Genomic DNA, 18,911 nt, shown 5'->3' with positions numbered 1-18,911 from the left:
CTTCGGGCTTTTTTATCACATAACAATTTATAAGTTCGAAAGGCCCCGATAGAGGTTTTCTCAACGCGGATCTAGTCCGAAACCTTTCTTATGAAAACTTGTCACGACGTTTAGCGGCCTGATCTATCGGTCATACTCTATCCTGCAATGCACCAACCCAATAACCAATAGGAGCTGCTACATATGAAAATAACGTTTCTCGGCCATTCTTGTTTCCTCGTAGAATCGGAATCTGCCCGCATTCTGATCGATCCATTCCTGTCCGGCAATCCCGGCGCATCGACCAAGCCGGATCAACTTAGCGATTTGACCGCAGTGCTCGTCACACACGGTCATGCCGATCATACAGGAGATGCTGCACAGATCGCCAAAGCGAATAGTTGTCCCATCGTTGCCCCATTCGAGCTGGCCATGTACTTCGCTAAACAAGGGGCTTCTGTTCATCCGATGGGAATCGGCGGCGCATATAATTTCGAATGGGGCCGCGTGAAGGTAACACCCGCTTGGCATTCCGGCGGCATCGAATTCAGCGATAATGAATTCGAGTTTGGCGGCACACCGGCCGGCTTCCTCATTACGATCGACGGCACTACGCTCTACCATTCAGGGGATACGGCGTTATTCTCAGATATGAAACTGATTGCGGAGTGGGCGTCTATTGATGTAGCCTGCCTGCCAATCGGAGATAACTTTACGATGGGAATCGAGGATGCGGTCAAAGCGGCAACGTGGCTGCAGCCACAGCTAACCATTCCGATGCACTACAACACATTCTCGCTAATTGCACAGGATCCTAACGAATGGGCTCGTCGTATGGATGAGGCCGGGTTGAATGGTCATGTGCTGGCGGACGGCGAATCTGTGGAGGTGTAAGGGGCGATGCCCCTTGCATGAGCCTCTAATTAAACCTATATAAACCAATCTAAATCAGAGGCTCTACCCACCTAAATCCTCCCTGCTAGGGAGGCCCCCCGGGGTTGGAGAGCCCCGGGACCCCGGAACGGGAATAATCGCAGAATAGAGATGCCTCTACGGTACGGCGAGCTTCGAGTCGTGTGTCCGTTGGACACAACTTCTGTTCTTGCGTAGACAAGTGTGTTGAAATTAACAACGTTAAACACTGTTTAAACAAAGAAAAAGGCTTGGCGAATTCGCCAAACCTTCTTTATTGTCGTTAATCGTTAACGTGATTATCGTTTATGCGCTGTGTTCCGACTTCGCTGCCTCTTCTGCGGCGCGACGTCTGCGGTTTTTGCGGGAAGTCAAACGCATAACGGCACTAACGTTTTTTTTTAAGCCATATAAAGCATACAGCAGCAGCGGCACGAAGATGATCTTCGACAGATGCTTAGGGAACAGATAGCCAAGAACGACGGCAATAACGACAACGATCGGCACAACCCAGATTGCGCCTTTCGGAATGCCAATCTTCTTGAAGTTCGGATATTTGACCGTACTAACCATCAGGAACGACAGCAGCAGTGTGCTCGCCATCAGAACTGCGACAGGAATATCCTTATAGAACAGCGCCAGCGTACACAATACGCCACCGGCAGCCGGAATCGGAAGTCCGATGAAGTAACCCGGCATTCCGGATATGACATTAAAGCGGGCCAATCGCAATGCTCCGCAGATCGGGAACAACGCTGTTACAATCCAGGACGCCGCCTGGTTCAAATCTTGAAATGCGACAACATACATAATGAATGCCGGAGCGACACCGAATGATATAACATCCGATAATGAATCAAGCTCCTTGCCGAATTCACTCTGCGCATTAAGCGCACGTGCGATTCGACCATCCACGCCATCCAGCAGCATGGCTATAATAACCATCATCGCCGCCAATTCGGGCTTCTCATTAAATACGAGAATTATGGCGACAATTCCAAGAAAGAGATTGCCTACCGTAAACAGGCTAGGTATCGACTTTGTGATCATTTCGTTCCACCTCATCTCTACTATGCCCAATAAATCATAACACGAACACACTCGCCTGACGAAAAATTCCATGTAAACCCATGCGCGCACGCATTCCCTCATTCTATGGGATTTAGATCTGCCTGTCAATGAACATTTGATCTTGGATCCGCTTCAAACCTTCCTTGATTGCGCGTGCTCGAACCTCGCCAATACCGTCCACTTCGTCCAATTCTTCATAGGTCGCCATCACGATATGCGGGAGATGATGGAACCGTTCAACCAGGTTATGCATGACCACAATCGGCAAGCGCGGGATCTTATGAAGCAGTCGATATCCGCGTGGAGAGACAGCATCATCCGCCGACGTTCCTGGGAAGCCAAGCAGACGAATAATGTGAGGCGGGTCCATAAGCTCGTCGTTGCTAAGCTTCTTTAATGCCATACGGATTTCACGAATACGGTCATCCGAATTGTCTTTCGCGTAATCCTTGAGCAGGAACCATGCATCCTCTTCCACACCGCCGACAAGCTCATCCATCTGCATGCCGATCAGGCGTCCTTCGGAGCCAAGCTCTGTTACATAGCGCTTGATCTCCATCTTAATGCGTACGACCATCTCGACCCGATGGATAACGTGAGCAACTTCCTGTAGTGTAACAAGCTCTTCAAACTCAGCAGCCGACAAATTCGTGAATGCTTGATTAAGCACGGCTTTATATTTCTCAAGCGTTTGGATCGCCTGATTAGCCTTCGTAAGGATGACACCCATATCTTTAAGCGCATAGCGCAAATTGCCTTGATACAGCGTAATAACATTGCGACGCTGAGAGATCGAGACGACCAGCTTGCCGGTCTGCTTCGCAACCCGCTCCGCCGTCCTGTGACGAATCCCCGTCTCGCTGGACGCAATAGAACTGTCTGGAATCAACTGCGTGTTCGCATACAGAATCCGCTTCAAATCCTCGCTCAATATGATGGCGCCATCCATCTTGGCGAGCTCATACAAATAGTTCGGCGTAAAATCGCAGTTGATCGAAAACCCGCCATCGACGACTTCCATCACTTCCGGACTGTATCCGACAACGAGCAATGCACCGGTCTTCGCGCGCAGTACGTTCTCCAGACCATCGCGAAATGCCGTGCCTGGCGCAACTAGCTGCAGCAATTGGTGCATCACTTCAAGCTCTCTCTGCTCCTTCATATTGTGCCCCCTCTATCCGAGCGCTGCCTTGAGCGCCTCCGCTACGGTGGATACGCCGATGACTTCGATGCCAGACGGCGGTTTCCATCCCTTCAAGCTGTTCTCAGGCATAATAACCCGTTTGAAGCCTAACTTCTCCGCTTCCCTAACGCGCTGCTCCGCTCTAGATACAGCACGCACCTCGCCTGTTAATCCGACCTCGCCGAAGATGACATCGTAAGGCCGAGTCGGCGCGTCTCGGAAGCTGGAAGCAATACTGACAGCCGCCGCGAGATCGACAGCCGGTTCATCAAGCTTCACGCCGCCCGCTACGTTCAGGTATGCATCTTGATTTTGCAAAAACATGCCCATACGCTTCTCCAATACCGCGATAATAAGCGCCATTCGATGATGATCGATGCCAGCCGACATCCGGCGTGGAGACGGGAAGTTCGTTGGCGCAACAAGCGCCTGCAGTTCGACAAGAACTGGCCGAGTGCCTTCCATGCTCGCCACAACCGTTGATCCTGCGACGCCAAGCGGCCGCTCCGACAGGAACAACTCCGACGGATTCGCCACCTCGCGCAAACCGCTCTCACCCATTTCGAAAATACCGATCTCATTCGTCGAACCGAAACGGTTCTTCACCGCACGCAACAGCCGATATGTATGATGGCGTTCGCCCTCAAAATAAAGCACGCAATCGACCATATGCTCGAGCATCCGCGGTCCTGCGATTGCCCCTTCTTTGGTTACATGCCCGACAAGCACCGTTGCGACCCCTTTGATCTTGGCGATCCGCATGAAGTGAGAGGTACACTCTCTAACCTGCGCCACGCTGCCCGGAGCAGACTGAACATTCGGATCAAATACCGTCTGAATGGAGTCGATGACGACAAGCGCCGGATTCACCGATTCAATCGCTTCTCGGATCGATTCGACATTCGTCTCGCACAACACATATAGCTGTTCCGACAGCGAGCCGAGACGGTCAGCGCGCAGCTTCGTCTGACGTACCGATTCCTCGCCCGATATATAAAGCACCCGTAAGCCGCTAGCGGCAAGTGAGTGTGAGGCTTGAAGCAGCAGGGTGGATTTGCCGATACCCGGATCTCCGCCGACAAGCGTTAGCGAGCCTGGGACTACACCGCCCCCGAGGACGCGATTCAGTTCGCCAAGCTTCGTATCGATGCGCGGTTCTTGATCACTCTCTATGTGTATGATGGAACGCGGCTTTTCTTTCGTTTGAAAAACAGAAGCACCCGCCGCTCCAGTTGTACGAACAACCGTTTCTTTCTCCTCCACCATGGAGTTCCAAGCGCCGCAGCCTGGGCATTTGCCCAGCCACTTAGGTGATTCGGTACCGCACTCCGTGCAGGCGAATTTCACTTTTATTTTAGCCATTGTTTACTCCCTTAGCAGAAAACGTTAACAATAAAAGTTTACCATTTTCACGTACCAATAGAAACCCCTAGAACACGCGCAAAAAGGGGAGAGCCTGACGGCGTCCTCCCCTAAGTTACGTCTTGCATAGTATATCGTTTCATCCTTCATGCCATACATTATTCCGACAATTGCGTAAACAGAAGCTCATGCATCGACAGCTTCGCACCCAGCATGACTGGCCCCTCTTCGGACTGCGCGTGCTGGCTTGCATGCGGATGAGTCGGAGCCTCGGCGGCTTTCTCTGCACCTTCTTGCGATGGCTTGCCACGGCCAGCATGAGAGTGAGCCTGCTTGAACGCATCGCTGTTCTTCCAGCCCTCGAATGCTTCCTTGGACTCCCACAACGTGCTGACTTTCAGCTCGTCCTGCTCTTCGACTCCCTCGGAGAGCAGCAGCTCCATCCGAACGAAGCCCGGCATTTGGTGAACACCTTTCGGGTTCTTGAACCGCTCGGCGACCGTACGGCCATGCCCCTTGCGAATTGCAATCGTATTCGTTACTAGTATCATCCTGCATCCTCCTCTGCCGATCACTTCATAGGCTTGTATTCTACTGAAGTATATCAATCATCGGCAGGCAGAACAAATCGATGATCCTTAAAGCTTACTGCCGCTTACCCCCGCTTCCCCTTCATTTGTTAAGCTCAAATGCACTGTTCCTTGACGTCGTCGAAGCAGCAGCGCAAGTGGAATCCCGAAGGCTGTGACGATACTGGCAAGCAGAAAAACATCGCTCAGGCCGTTCATATAAGCTTCCGTTGCTGCCGGCGTCCCCAAACCTGTATTCGGCGATCCGCCATGATGTATCGTTCGGGAAGTAAAGTAGGCTGTCATCATACCAAGCGCTAATGCGCCCCCTGCTTGACGAATCCAATTAATGAGCGCTGAGGCGTGCGCCGACAGCTGTTGTTCGACTGCTGACATACCTGCGTTCATCGACGGTGTCATCGACAACCCTATGCCGATATAGCGGACCGTCATCCACAGCATCACATAACCATGACTAGCATTAGGTGTCAGACTGCGGAATTGCCATGTTGCGGCAACCAATAGCAGCGTTCCGGCAATGATTAACTTACGCGGACCTAGGCGTTCATAATAACGAGTTGATATTGTTGTCGTCAGAGTCATCGATAATGCCGGCAGAAGCAGCAGTAGACCCACATACATCGGCGACATTCCCTGCACCTGTTGCAGGAACAGAGGAATAAAATAAATGCCCGAGTATAGACCAGAGATGAGAATGACAGATGCCGACAAACTCGCTGTAAACATCCGATTGTTGAACAATTTTAATTGAAGCAGTGGATGCTCCTGCCGCAAACTGCGAGAGATGAACAATCCGATCAACGCTATGGCAGCCGCTGCACAGCAAATGGACGACAATGAAAGAAGTCCCCATCGATTCAAATTAGTGAACAATAGCAGCATGGCCATCGTACCTCCAGAAACGGCGATCAGACTCCACCAATCCGGTCGTTTAGCATCGCCTCTGCTTATGGCCGGAAGTGCATAGCCTCCCATCTGCCACACTAGCAGACCTAGCGGTACTGTGATCCAGAAGATAAGCCGCCAATCATTCTGCATCAGCCATCCACTAATCGTTGGTGCAAGCGCTGGCCCCAGAATCGTCGAGGCTGTCCACCAGCCTAATGCAGAAGAGTGGCGTTCTGGAGGCATGGAACCATAGATGATAGACAACGTCAACGGCTGCATGATGCCGCAAAAAATGCCCTGCAGCGTTCGAAACACAATAAGCGAGCCGATATTCCATGAGAACGAGCATAGGATGGAGCATATCGTAATCAGCACCACGCATAACAGAAACAATCGACGGATGCCGAAACGCTCTTCCAAGTAGGCCGTTACCGGCGCCGCCATGCCCATAGCAAGCGTGAAGCCTGTCATTAACCATTGCACAGTAGATAGGTCAGCATGAAAAATCTTAATGAAGCCCGGCAGTACAGCGTTCAGTGATACAACATGATAGATCGATAGAAACGAGCCAAGGAAGAGCGTCGCCAATTGCAGACGACTCCCTCCCCCGCCGATACGATGAACGCTGTCTGCGGATGCAGCTCTCACTCCGCCACCTGCACAGCTTCTTTTGGTTCAGCAACTGATCGTCTAACAGGACGTTGTAAACCGAGATTTTCACGTAATGTCGATCCTTCGTATTCCAGGCGGAACAGTCCACGCCGCTGAAGTTCCGGCACGACAAAATCAACGAATTCATCCAATCCGCCTGGCAGATAAGGCGGCATAATGTTGAAGCCGTCCGCTGCGCCGTTCTCGAACCACTCCTGCAGCTGGTCCGCGATCTGCGAAGGCGTTCCGACAATTTCGCGATGGCCGCGAGCCCCGGCAATACGCTGATACAACTGCCGAATCGTCAACTGCTCCCGGTCGGCCAGATCCTTCAGCAGCTGGAAGCGGCTCTTGCCGCCATTAATTTGGGATAGCTGCGGAAGCTCTGGCAATGGTCCGTCGACTGGATAGCCAGACAAGTCGAAGCTGATTAGCGCGGACAACAGCGCTACACCGGCCTGTTCCGGAATTAGCTGCTCGAACAATGCCTTCTTCTCCAACGCTTCCTCTTCAGTCCGCCCGATAATCGGGAAGACGCCAGGCATAATTTTGAGTTGATCGGCCGTTCTGCCGTAGCGTGCAAGCCGGCCCTTCACATCTGCATAAAACTTCTGTGCTTCCTCAAGCGTCTGCCATGCGGTGAAAATCACTTCAGCCGTACGGGCCGCCAGCTCTTTGCCAGGCTCTGATGCGCCTGCTTGAATCACTACCGGATGCCCTTGTATCGGACGAGCTACGTTCAACGGACCGCGAACACTAAAGAACTTCCCTTTATGATTAATCGCCTGCACCTTCGACCGATCCGCAAAGCGAGCCGAAGCCTTGTCGTACAGCAAGGCGTCATCATCCCAGCTGTCCCACAGCTTAGCGACAACGTCGACGAACTCCTCCGCACGTTCATAGCGCAAATCATGCTGAACATGCTTATCTAGATTAAAGTTACGCGCTTCGGCATCCGAACCCGAAGTAACGACGTTCCATGCAGCGCGGCCTCCGCTTAAGTAGTCGAGCGATGCGAATTTGCGCGCAACATGGAACGGTTCATTGTAAGTTGTAGATACCGTGCCCGCCAGACCGATCCGCTCCGTAACCGAGCTAAGTGCGGACAGCAGCGTAAACGGCTCCGGTCTTACGTTGACCGTCTGCTCGAGCGCCTCCGGGAACCGTTCTGCTACGGCATAACCATCTGCCAGAAACACCATATCGAACTTGCCCCGCTCCGCTGTAAGAGCAAGCTGCTTGTAGAAATTGAAGTCGAGCACACCTGTCGCTTCAGCTTCCGGGTAGCGCCATGCGGCAACGTGGTGGCCGGGGATCATCATGAATGCGCCAAGGCGCATTTGTCTGGAACCTGGGTTCGGGTTAAACAACGAATTCGATTGTTTAGCGTCAGTTTGACTCATTAATTATCACTCCTATAGGTTAATCGGATTAATCGTTCGATTGCGTTTTCCAAGAGGAGAATCGGCGCTCCAGCGTGACCAACAGCTGATTGAACAGAATACCTATCAGCGAGACTGTTATGATGCCCGCATACATCTCCGGAATTTGGAAGCTGAACTGCGTGTAGTTAATTAGATAGCCGAGGCCTGCCTTAGCCCCTACCATCTCAGCGGCGATAAGCACGAGTATGGAATAAGCGCCCGCCAACCGGATGCCGGTGAAGATCGTCGGGACGGATGCGGGAAGGATGACCTTCTGGAACAACCGCAGCGAGCCTAGACCCATTGATTTGGCGGATTTGATAAGCAGTGGATCAACATTTTTAACCGCGTTAATCGTATTGAGAAGAATGGGCCATGAGCAGGAATAGAACACAATCGTAACTTTCGACGTCTCCCCGATCCCGAGGATCAGCGTAAATACGGGCAGCAATGCGAGTGCCGCCGTGTTGCGGAACAGCTCCAGCAGAGGATTCAACAGTTCCGCCACCTTCGGATACCAGCCGATCAGCAGACCAAGCGGAATGGCAGCGGCAATCGCAAGACCGAAGCCAAATAGGGAACGACTGATGCTCGCTTGAAAATGAACCGCCAAATCCCCGCCTGTGAACAGTCCCCACCAAGCTTCGATGATTCTGCTAAACGGTGGAAGGAATGTGGGATTGACCGCTCCGGTCCGCGGGACGATCTCCCAAACTGCAAGCAGTACCAGAATCGCTATGCTGCGCTTCAGCACTTTAAACACAATTCCAAGCGGCAGCGATGGCACTCGCGCGCCTGTACCGAGCGGGACCGATACCGATTTATCGATTACAGCCATAATCTCATCTCCTTTACTTGTCGCTTCCTATGCGCGCTTGTTAATCGCAATGCCGCCTTGCGCCTTATTACGTTCCAATAGCTCTGCCTTCGATACTTCCTCACGCAGCAGCCCCCAGATCTGATGCCGCAGCTCGCCGAATTCCGGCAGCGACCGAATATCTTCTTCCGCGCCGCGCGTATCAATCGGGATATCGATTATTTCCTTGATCGTTCCGGGACGTGACGTCATCACCGCAACGCGCTGACCCAGATAGACAGCCTCATCAATACCATGCGTGATGAAAATAATCGTCTTCTTCGTCTGCTCCCATATGCGAAGCAGCTCACCTTGCAGCGTCTCCCTCGTCTGTGCATCCAGCGCTGCGAACGGCTCATCCATGAGCAGCACTTCCGGATCGTATGCGAGGCTTCGCGCAATCGCGACTCGCTGCTTCATACCGCCGGACAATTCATGCGGGTAACGCTGCTCGAACCCGGCCAGCCCAACAAGTGCGAGGAAATAGCTTGCTCGTTCGCTCCGTTCCTTGCGCGGTACGCCTTTCGCCTCCAACCCGAACTCGATGTTTTGCTTCGCCGTCTTCCATGGGAATAACGCATACTGTTGGAATACGATGCCTCGATCCAGTCCCGGACCTTGAATCGGCCTGCCGCTCTGCAAAATTTCGCCGGACGATGGCTTCGTCAGTCCGCCCAGCATATCGAGCAGGGTCGACTTGCCGCATCCGCTCGGGCCTACGATGACCATGAACTCGCCATCTTTAACTTCCAGGTTCACATCCTTGACGGCGGTGAAAGTGGTGAAGGCGCCGCGGCCTTCCGCCGCGTTGCGGACTTTGAATGTTTTGGACACGTTGTTGAATTGGATCATAGGTGGGAGACCCCCTCTGGACCCCCTTGTTAAGGGGATTTAATTTTTTATGAAAAATGAAAAAATAGAATATTTGCCTCTCCCGAGGCGGGGGTTAAACCAATTTGACACCCCACCCAAACCCTCCCCTGAGGGGAGGGCCCCAAAGGGCGACGCCCTCTGGACTCCCGAAGGACGGGGTATTGGTAATACGAGCGGGTGCCCGCGTTGTCACGGTGTGACAAAGCTTTTGTTCGGTGGGACTTAGCTGCGATTGGATGGTACGCCTACTATTCGTATCGACTGCTACTTTCGAGGATCTGACAATTACGTTTTATTCGGATTAGCCTGCTACTTTCATAATGAATAAACTACTTTTCGTATGGACTGTTTCTTTCGATGATCGTTGGTTACGAAAATAATGGGCGCCTTCGGCTTTCGTGAAACTTGCGTTAATGATTAAGGATATTGATTAAACCCGTTTATAAGGTCCGATCGCCTGCTCTTGCGAGCTCTCTATTTTTTGGGTGAGACTTTGACTCTTAGGTTTACTTCTTCTCTTCAACGTCTTTATAGGCGCTGAACTCGTTGGTGTAGAGATCGTCGAGTTTGATTTGACCTTCTTTCAGTTCGCCGTCCTTGACGAGCCAGTCGGTCCAGACCTGGAATTCATCCTTGCGGATGTAACCGCCTGCGCCTGCAATGCCTGTGCTTTTCCAGAACTGAATGGCGGTCGTGTCTTCTTTGCGGTCTCGCTTCTCGATAATTTCCTTGTACTTGGCGATGACCTCTTCGCGCGGCGTTGTGCGAGCCCACTCGATTGCTTTGCCCACTGCCTCTACGAATTTATGAACCGTGTTCGGATTGTCTTTAATGAATTTGTTGGTGAATACGTAGCTGCCTGCGGTGAACGTACCGAACAGGTCAAAGTCTGTAAACAGCGGCCGGATACCGCCCCGCTCCAGCGCCTTGTCTCGCAGGATGCTGCCCAGTGCTGCAACGTCAATCTGCTTCTGGCGCAGCGACTGTTCCGTGCTGACCGGAGGAATGACGACAAGTGTCACTTGTTTGATTTCATCTTCCGTCAGGCCGTTGCGACGCAGATACTCTTTGATAACAAACTCCGAGTGTGCGCCCAGCGTATTCACGCCGATTTTTTTGCCGATCAGATCCTTCGCCGTCTTAATGGGACTATCATCAAGGGTGTAAAATCCGATGTATGTATCCTTATCTACTCCGTAATAACCAATTACCGCTTTCACCGAGGCTCCCGCTGAGATGAGCTTCACGATCGCGCCGTTGAACGCGCCGCCGAAGTCCGATTGCCCCGTCGCAGCCGTTTGAATATCCTGCGGGCCGCTGATCGTATTGCCGATCCAATTCAGCTTGATCGGTGCCAGATAGCCGAGCGCCTCTGCAAGCTCCGGATAGGTGACTGCGCCGACGCTGCCTTGATAGCGAAGCTCGAGCGTTTCGTACGGAGAATCGCCGCTGCCGCTTGCCGCCTTCGACTTGGATTCTCCGCCGCATCCAGCCAGCGTGAGCATCGCAAGCATCGATACGATTGCTACTCCCCACGCCAAGCGAGATCTCCCAAGCGACTTCTTGCTGCGATTGCCTAGATGTCTATTCAAATCCCAATTGAAGCTTGCCTCGTACTCATGATTCGATCGCGATTGTCTTTCCATTGTCATTTGAAACACGTCCTCTCCACTCTTTATCTCTCCTCCGCCTCCGCAAAGCACAAAAGACCTTTACTCGGAATGAATTCCGTCGTAAAGGCCTCCAGTGATCTGGTCGGCGTATTCCAGCCCTGTCGGACTAGTTAATACAACAATTCCTATGCATTTACTATGTTTAATATCATAGTATTCATTTCCATATCTGTCAATAGCACAAAAGGCTCTGCAACGAAAGAATTATATCTCCCGTTTCAGAGCCTTTTTCTCAAGCTTCGCGCTGCCAGCCCTTCCGTTCTCGAAGTCCCGCGATGTGAGCAACATGATGCCTGCCGTGCCATGCATACATCCCCAGCGCATCATTTAACGTCATCGCACGACCATGCTCCGGATGAACGAAAGCACGATCGAACTGTTCGGGACGAAGGCTTTTGATAAAATAAACCCAACGCGTATGCAGCGACTTCAGCAGCTGCAACGATAACTCAATCGGTGCATGAGCGCCATCCGCCAACTCTGCCCATCGGTCTTCGTAATACGGCTTGATCGTCGGAAGCTCTTCGGTCGCCGCAAGCTTGAACCGCATATAGGAGTTCATATGACTGTCCGCCAAATGATGCACCACCTGACGAATCGTCCATCCTCCGTCTCGATAAGGCGTCTCCAGCTGCTCTTCGCTTAACCCTGCCACTGCTGCCGATAGTTCCTCTGGAAGCCGTTCGATTTCACCTATCCATGCTGTTCTTTGTTCCTCATGAACTGGCCCCTCTACCGCAAACTTCCCAATCGGATATTGCAGATTATATGAATCGTTCATCGATAACACCACTCCTTCTCGAATTGACCTATATCACTATTCTAACAAAAAAGACACTGTGCAGCGCCAGCCACACAGTGTCTTCTTTTATCTCGAAAGTCCATTACTTATTCGCCGGTTCTGGGTTATCCACCGACTCCGGCTCTTTGCTTGAACGGGTTACGACAAGCGCGCCATCCTTCTCATCTATGATGAGCGAGTCGCCCTTCGTAATGGTGCCCATCAGCAGGTCCTCGGACAGACGGTCCTCGATATGCTTCTGAATCGCGCGACGGAGCGGACGAGCACCATACTGCGGATCGAAGCCTTCTTTCGCCAGGAATGTCTTCGCTGCATCCGTCAGAATGAAATCAACCTCTTGCTCTCTCAGACGCTTGCGCAGCTCATCCGACATGAGCGTAACGATCTCCGCGATATGCTCCTGCTCGAGCGAGTGGAACACGATCGTTTCGTCGATCCGGTTGAGGAACTCTGGACGGAAGCTCTTCTTGAGCTCTGCCAGCACTTTCTCTCTCATTTGGTTGAACTCGCGGCTTGCATCCTGCACTGCCGTGAAGCCAAGCGTCGAATTCCGTTTGATCTGATCGGCGCCAACGTTCGACGTCATGATGATCAGCGTATTGCGGAAGTCTACGACACGGCCTTTCGAGTCCGTGAGGCGTCCATCCTCCAGCACTTGGAGCAGGATGTTGAATACCTCCGGATGTGCTTTCTCGATCTCATCGAGCAGCACAACCGAATATGGTTTGCGACGTACTTTCTCCGTCAGCTGACCGCCTTCTTCGTAGCCGACATACCCTGGAGGGGCTCCGACGAGACGCGAGGTCGAGTGCTTCTCCATGTATTCAGACATATCGATGCGGATAACTGCATTCTCATCGCCGAACATCGATTCAGCAAGCGCGCGCGCAAGCTCTGTCTTACCGACACCCGTAGGGCCGAGGAAGATGAATGAGCCGATCGGACGCTTCGGATCTTTCAGACCAGCGCGTGCGCGGCGGATCGCTCTCGATACCGCTTTGACAGCGTCTGTCTGACCGATTACGCGATCATGCAGAATATCTTCCATCTTCAACAGGCGCTGCGTTTCTTCCTCAGCGAGCTTGCTGACCGGAATGCCGGTCCAGCTTGCGACGACCTGCGCGATATCCTCAGGCGTAACTTCGGAATCCGTGCGTCCTTGCTTTTCTTTCCACTGATTGCGTGTTACGTCAAGCTCTTCGCGCAGCTTCTGTTCCGTATCTCGCAGCGCCGCCGCCTTCTCGAACTCCTGCGATTGAACCGCGGAATCCTTCTCCTTGCGGATATCCTCCAGACGGTTCTCCAGCTGTTTCAGGTTTGGCGGTACCGTATACGTTTTGAGGCGTACTTTGGACGATGCCTCATCGATCAGGTCAATCGCTTTATCCGGCAGGAAGCGGTCCGTGATGTAACGGTCGGAGAGCTTAACGGCTTGCTCGATCGCTTCATCCGTAATTTTGACGCGGTGATGCGCTTCGTAACGGTCGCGCAGACCGTGGAGAATTTGAATCGCTTCTTCAGGCGTCGGTTGATCCACCGTGATCGGTTGGAAGCGGCGCTCCAGCGCAGCGTCTTTCTCGATATATTTGCGATATTCATCCAACGTCGTTGCACCGATGCACTGCAGCTCGCCGCGAGCCAGCGAAGGCTTAAGGATGTTCGAAGCATCGATTGCGCCTTCCGCGCCGCCTGCGCCGATGAGCGTATGCAGCTCGTCGATGAACAGGATGATGTTGTTCGCTTGACGGATTTCGTCCATGATTTTTTTCAGACGATCCTCGAACTCGCCGCGGTACTTGGTACCTGCAACGACAGAGCCCATATCGAGCGTCATAACGCGTTTGTCGCGCAGCGTCTCCGGAATTTCGCCTGCAATAATTTTCTGTGCGAGGCCTTCTGCGATGGCCGTCTTACCAACGCCCGGCTCACCGATCAGAACCGGATTGTTCTTCGTCCGGCGGCTAAGTACTTGGATAACCCGCTCGATTTCTTTGCTGCGTCCAATGACCGGATCGAGATTGCCTTCGCGTGCGAAAGCCGTCAGGTCACGTGCGAGTCCATCAAGCGTTGGTGTGCTTACGTTGGATGGCGCACCGTGGCTGCTCGATACCGCTTCGCTGCTGCCGAGCAATTGAAGCACCTGCTGGCGCGCTTTGTTCAAGCTGATGCCGAGGTTGTTCAGTACACGTGCTGCGACGCCTTCACCTTCGCGGATAAGACCAAGCAGAATGTGCTCTGTTCCAACGTACGTGTGGCCGAGCTTTCTCGCCTCATCCATCGACAACTCAATGACTTTCTTCGCTCGCGGCGTATATGCAATGTTCGAAGGCTGCTCTTGACCGCGGCCGATGAGCGCTTCGACTTCATCTTGAATTTTCTCGAGTCCAAGGCCAAGGCCGATAAGTGCTTTCGCTGCGATGCCTTCGCCCTCGCGAATCAGACCAAGCAGAATATGCTCCGTCCCGATATTGTTGTGACCAAGTCTAACGGCTTCCTCTTGAGCCAGTGCCAGCACCTTCTGCGCACGTTCCGTGAATCTTCCGAACATCATTGCGATACACCCCCATGATTGTTGTGCTGCGAAATTTGATTTCGAATCAGTTCTGCCCGCCGGATATCCCTAGCCTCCGGACTGAGCGCCTCATTGAACACCTGCTGCAGAAAACCCGGCTGCGTCATAACAAGCAGTTCATTCATCGCTTGTGTCGATACCCCGTTGATCATCCCCAGATCAATGCCGAGCCGTATGTCGGACAGCCGCTGCGCCGCTTCCTTCGAATCCATAATCGCTGCATGCGACAACACGCCGTATGAGCGGTTGACACGATCCTCGATTCGAATCGGATTCTCGGCGACAAGCCGTTTGCGGGCCGCCTTCTCATGTTCAATGATTTGCTGAGCTACGCTGTACAGGTTGTCGATGATTTCAGTCTCCGACTGCCCGAGCGTAATTTGATTCGAAATTTGAAACAGATTGCCGGTCGACTCGCTGCCTTCGCCATATATTCCCCTAACGGCGAGACCAACCTGTGCCACTGCGGACAGGATACGATTGATCTGCTGAGTCAGCACCAGTGCCGGCAAATGCATCATGACCGATGCTCGAATGCCGGTTCCTACATTCGTAGGACAGCTTGTTAGAAATCCTCTTCGTTCGTCGAAAGCGTAATCCGCTTCCGCTTCGAAAATATCGTCAATGCGGCTTGCCAACTGCCATGCTTCACGGATTTGGAAACCCGGATATAGACATTGGATGCGCAAATGGTCTTCTTCGTTAATCATGATGCTGATTGATTCTTCTTCGTTCAACGCAAGCGCTCCGTTGCGTGATTCATTGGCAAGATTCGGACTGATGAGATGCTTCTCCACCAGAACCCGCCGCTCAAGCTCGGTAAGCTCGCTTAGTTTGTATATATCGAAATGGCCGATGCCGCTCAGCTTCCCTTGTAAGGCAACACCCGACAAGCGGTTCATTACCTCAAGCGACTGTTGATTCGTCGCCAGCATTGGGAACGGGTACGAACGCAAATTGCGCGCAACTCGGATTCGACTGCTGATGACGATATCCGATTCGGGACCCTTTCCTTTCATCCAATCGCTGAGCGGATGCTCGGCAAAACGTCTCTTGGACAAAGTCAATAATCCTCCCTTCGCGCTTAAAGCCCTTCCGCTCTTCGCTCCAGCTCGCGAATCCGATCGCGGAGCTGCGCTGCCGCTTCGAATTCCTCACTATCGATACGTGTCACCAGTTCACGCCGCAGCTGCTCGATCTCTCTGCGAGTCTGAATGATGCCGCCAGACCGCTTCGGGATTTTGCCGACATGCACCGTATTGCCATGTACCCGCTTGAACAGTGGATCAAGCTTGTTCTCAAAGCTGCGGTAGCAGTTGCTGCAGCCGAAACGGCCAATCTTGCTGAACTGTGCATAGGTTAGCCCGCACTCATCGCAGCGTACCGTTTCCTGTTTCGCCCCTTGACCTGCCCGCTCGAAATCAAGCAGTCCAGACAGCAGGCTGTGAATGGAAAATCCATTCGAGGAGCCCGGAATCCCTTCGCTCTTCTCGCGAGCGCACGATTCACATATATGAATCTCGGTCTTCTCTCCATTCACGATTTTCTGAAAATGAAGCGTAGCCGGCTTCTTGCCGCATTCCTGACAAACCAAGCCGCCATCCCTCCTTCGCCGAACTAAGCACCATGACTACTTGCGCCCAATGCGATCCTTACTTCGCTAACAAGGAAATCAGCATCGCCTTCATTAACCGCGCCCGTACTTCATCACGCAGCGGGAGCTTCAACGCCAGCGTATCGCGCGACATTGCTGCCTTCAGCAAATTCGCTTCTCGCCTTGTAATATGACGGGCTTCCTCCAGCTGATAAATCAAGCCTTCTGCGGCATTCTGATCGATCTGATGACCAATAACTTCACTTAGATACAGTGTAATCGTCTTTAGCGCTGGCAATTCAGCACGCTGGATACGAATATATCCGCCGCCTCCTCGCTTGCTCTCGACCACATACCCTTTCTCTAAAGTAAAGCGTGTGCTGATGACGTAATTGATCTGCGAAGGAACACAAGAGAAACGGTCGGCCAGATCATTGCGTTGAATTTCGACCGCACCTTCGGTGCTTTCCTGAAGCAGCTGTTTCAAATACTGTTCAATGAGATCGGAAATATTACGCATGCACCAACCTCCCTCATGATGCGCCTTGCTAAGATGTCTGTTGACTTGCGTATTGCCTCAATTCATTCGCTGCTTAAGCAGCGGGGTCTCGTCAGCGGCATGGGCTGCGAACCGACGTCGTTGACTTTGACTTTCTTTGACCTTAATTTCATTATACGCATTTCAGTTCGAAGGTCAATACAGGTCGACACAAATTTTCAGAACATTGTAAAAACTACGAAACAAGCTTTCGCACCTACTATTATTGGTGAGACGCTGCTTTCTTTATACCTCTACTGACTGATGGAAATGGAACAAACGTGCCGCCGTCTCCTCGGACATTTCTTCAACCATTCTTTGATCTATAGAAACAAAAGATGATTGCTAGATTAGATTTGTGATCCTCTCCAAATGTAAGTCGTCGAACTAGCTTACAATGAGAGCCGTATCCAATCGCATTTATCTGAACCGCTGCTGGACATACAACGAAAGCCCCCGATCCCGTAGTAGGTTGGAGGCTTTATTACTGATTGTTTAGAAGAAATCATATAGGAATGTCGGCATCTGCGGAATCAACCGATCAAGCGCCTTAACAGCTTCTTTGCTTCCCAGCAGCTTCTGCAATTGCATGAGTCGTTCCGGTCTGCGATAGCCCATCATCATACAGGTTAGCGTCTGGATGTCACAGCTGAGCACATTCGTTTGTTCCTCAGCGTTCACTTCACACACCTTATCCACAATGCCATTCCCCTGCTCGTCGACACGCAGCTTGAAAACTCCGTTATTCCAAATTGCATGAGGGTCTTCCACTTGAATACACAGCTCATGCACAGCTTCTGTGGATGCAAACGGATAGTTTGCGACAAAACCTTCAATATCCACAATACGTGCCATGAAGTAAGGGATTATCTCATGTTTGATTCGCGGGTTATCCACTGTGGATATCAAATCATCATCCAACGGCGCAATCGTTGTTACTTCTTTCGCCATCGAGTCATGGTTGGCAATGAATGTCCACAGGCTTTGCCTCGCCGTCTCGTTCAGACAGACCAATTCATGCACAGTCATCTTAGATTCTTTCACATCATAGATGATGTAACCTTGCGGTTTCCCTGCTTCTGAGCGATATACGGCAATTTGTCCACTCTTTCTGCGATAAATGCGCTCTTCCCACCATTGTGGATTGCGTGAGAGCATTCCATTATACCGACGTGCATACTGTTCATAAACCGTGGACAATATCTGCGTGTCCGGCTGCGCAAGACGTTCAATGGTGCCAGGCACCTGAACACGTTTAGGCAGCAGGTTAGAGGATATTGTATAACGACGCTGCTCGGAGAACATTTCCCACCCGAATCTGCGGTAAAAATCAAACTCGAACGGATGCAGCAGTGAGATGATCTGACCATCACGTTTCATAACTTCAAGCGAATGTCGCAGCAATTTAGATACGAGACCCTGTCTGCGATATTCTGGCCAGGTGGAAACACCGGCTATTCCGCCCATCGGGATCGGTCTACCGTTTATGTAAATCGTTAATGACAGCAGCGTTAACTGCGCCATCAGTTGATCGTCTTCGAATGCTCCCCATTTCTCTTCCGACCGGAATTGAGAACGACGTACAGCACGTTCCTCATCCGAATAGACCATCTGAAATGCGAAAGAGGATAAGTTAAGGCTCTCCTCGTAATGAGTCTCCGTAATATTGCGTATGTTCAAGATAATCAACCTCCTTTGGCATCCTTGCCAGCTTGAGTGATTGTCTAAACTTACACCAAAAATCCACCCCATGTAAAGACAATCATCAACGGTCGATGATCACGAAGCTTAGTTCAGCCTTCTCGGTGCTGATCGACCTCTATTGACATCTTCTATTCGTTCCGTAAACAACAAAAAAATCCATGTCATAAAGACATGGATTAATTCGTGCTTGGCGTCTTCCTACTCTCCCAGGACCCTGCGGTCCAAGTACCATTGGCGCT

Annotated in this window: 16 protein-coding genes; 1 reads left to right on the top strand and 15 read right to left on the bottom strand. The window is 51.9% G+C overall.

Annotation, left to right across the window (positions count from 1 at the left end; all coding sequences use genetic code 11):
• Positions 1-183: 183 nt before the first annotated feature.
• Complete coding sequence (locus SBI19_RS19950; protein ID WP_317971296.1) at positions 184-873, top strand: metal-dependent hydrolase; 690 nt, start codon at positions 184-186, stop codon at positions 871-873.
• 324 nt (positions 874-1,197) lie between these two features.
• On the opposite strand, the gene pssA is transcribed toward SBI19_RS19950, so the two are convergent.
• The 15 genes from pssA to SBI19_RS19875 form a co-directional block, all read right to left on the bottom strand.
• The gene (gene pssA / locus SBI19_RS19945) at positions 1,198-1,941 is read right to left on the bottom strand and encodes a CDP-diacylglycerol--serine O-phosphatidyltransferase (RefSeq protein WP_317971295.1); all 744 of its coding nucleotides are present in this window, start codon (positions 1,939-1,941) and stop codon (positions 1,198-1,200) included.
• Positions 1,942-2,053: 112 nt separating this feature from the next.
• A complete protein-coding gene (gene disA / locus SBI19_RS19940) occupies positions 2,054-3,124 on the bottom strand; it encodes a DNA integrity scanning diadenylate cyclase DisA (protein ID WP_317971294.1) in 1,071 nt (356 codons plus the stop codon).
• A gap of 12 nt (positions 3,125-3,136) precedes the next feature.
• Positions 3,137-4,507 carry a DNA repair protein RadA gene (gene radA / locus SBI19_RS19935; protein WP_317971293.1) on the bottom strand — a complete coding sequence of 457 codons (1,371 nt, stop codon included), beginning with the start codon at positions 4,505-4,507 and terminating at the stop codon, positions 3,137-3,139.
• A 158-nt stretch (positions 4,508-4,665) separates the two neighbouring features.
• Entirely contained in the window at positions 4,666-5,058 is a 393-nt protein-coding gene (locus SBI19_RS19930; RefSeq protein WP_317971292.1) for an antibiotic biosynthesis monooxygenase, read from the bottom strand.
• 87 nt (positions 5,059-5,145) lie between these two features.
• Positions 5,146-6,633, bottom strand: a complete 1,488-nt coding sequence (locus SBI19_RS19925) for a DHA2 family efflux MFS transporter permease subunit (RefSeq protein WP_317971291.1) — start codon at positions 6,631-6,633, stop codon at positions 5,146-5,148.
• Positions 6,630-8,039 (bottom strand): LLM class flavin-dependent oxidoreductase, encoded by a 1,410-nt coding sequence (locus SBI19_RS19920; protein WP_317971290.1) that lies wholly within the window; start codon positions 8,037-8,039, stop codon positions 6,630-6,632. The genes SBI19_RS19925 and SBI19_RS19920 overlap by 4 nt, the downstream gene beginning before the upstream one ends.
• 28 nt (positions 8,040-8,067) lie before the next feature.
• Positions 8,068-8,898, bottom strand: a complete 831-nt coding sequence (locus tag SBI19_RS19915) for an ABC transporter permease (protein WP_317971289.1) — start codon at positions 8,896-8,898, stop codon at positions 8,068-8,070.
• 27 nt (positions 8,899-8,925) lie between these two features.
• Positions 8,926-9,768 carry an ABC transporter ATP-binding protein gene (locus tag SBI19_RS19910; protein WP_317971288.1) on the bottom strand — a complete coding sequence of 281 codons (843 nt, stop codon included), beginning with the start codon at positions 9,766-9,768 and terminating at the stop codon, positions 8,926-8,928.
• 527 nt (positions 9,769-10,295) lie between these two features.
• Positions 10,296-11,303 carry an ABC transporter substrate-binding protein gene (locus tag SBI19_RS19905; RefSeq protein ID WP_317971340.1) on the bottom strand — a complete coding sequence of 336 codons (1,008 nt, stop codon included), beginning with the start codon at positions 11,301-11,303 and terminating at the stop codon, positions 10,296-10,298.
• A 391-nt stretch (positions 11,304-11,694) separates the two neighbouring features.
• A complete protein-coding gene (locus tag SBI19_RS19900; RefSeq protein ID WP_317971287.1) occupies positions 11,695-12,243 on the bottom strand; it encodes a YfiT family bacillithiol transferase in 549 nt (182 codons plus the stop codon).
• 103 nt (positions 12,244-12,346) lie between these two features.
• Positions 12,347-14,815: an ATP-dependent Clp protease ATP-binding subunit gene (locus SBI19_RS19895; RefSeq protein WP_317971286.1), complete on the bottom strand. Its 2,469-nt coding sequence runs from the start codon at positions 14,813-14,815 to the stop codon at positions 12,347-12,349.
• Entirely contained in the window at positions 14,812-15,897 is a 1,086-nt protein-coding gene (gene mcsB, locus SBI19_RS19890; RefSeq protein ID WP_317971285.1) for a protein-arginine kinase McsB, read from the bottom strand. Before mcsB ends, SBI19_RS19895 begins: the two co-directional genes overlap by 4 nt.
• Before the next feature lie 23 nt (positions 15,898-15,920).
• Complete coding sequence (gene mcsA / locus SBI19_RS19885) at positions 15,921-16,430, bottom strand: protein-arginine kinase activator protein McsA (RefSeq protein WP_317971284.1); 510 nt, start codon at positions 16,428-16,430, stop codon at positions 15,921-15,923.
• A 58-nt stretch (positions 16,431-16,488) separates the two neighbouring features.
• Positions 16,489-16,950, bottom strand: coding sequence for a CtsR family transcriptional regulator (locus SBI19_RS19880; protein ID WP_317971283.1), 462 nt, complete (start codon positions 16,948-16,950; stop codon positions 16,489-16,491).
• Positions 16,951-17,463: 513 nt separating this feature from the next.
• Entirely contained in the window at positions 17,464-18,648 is a 1,185-nt protein-coding gene (locus SBI19_RS19875) for a GNAT family N-acetyltransferase (RefSeq protein WP_317971282.1), read from the bottom strand.
• Between the last annotated feature and the right edge of the window lie 263 nt (positions 18,649-18,911).

This window comes from Paenibacillus sp. CCS19, assembly GCF_033239625.1.
GTDB lineage: Bacteria > Bacillota > Bacilli > Paenibacillales > Paenibacillaceae > Paenibacillus_T.
Note: the sequence above shows the minus strand (reverse complement) of the source record. Positions and strands in the feature narration are given on the sequence as shown.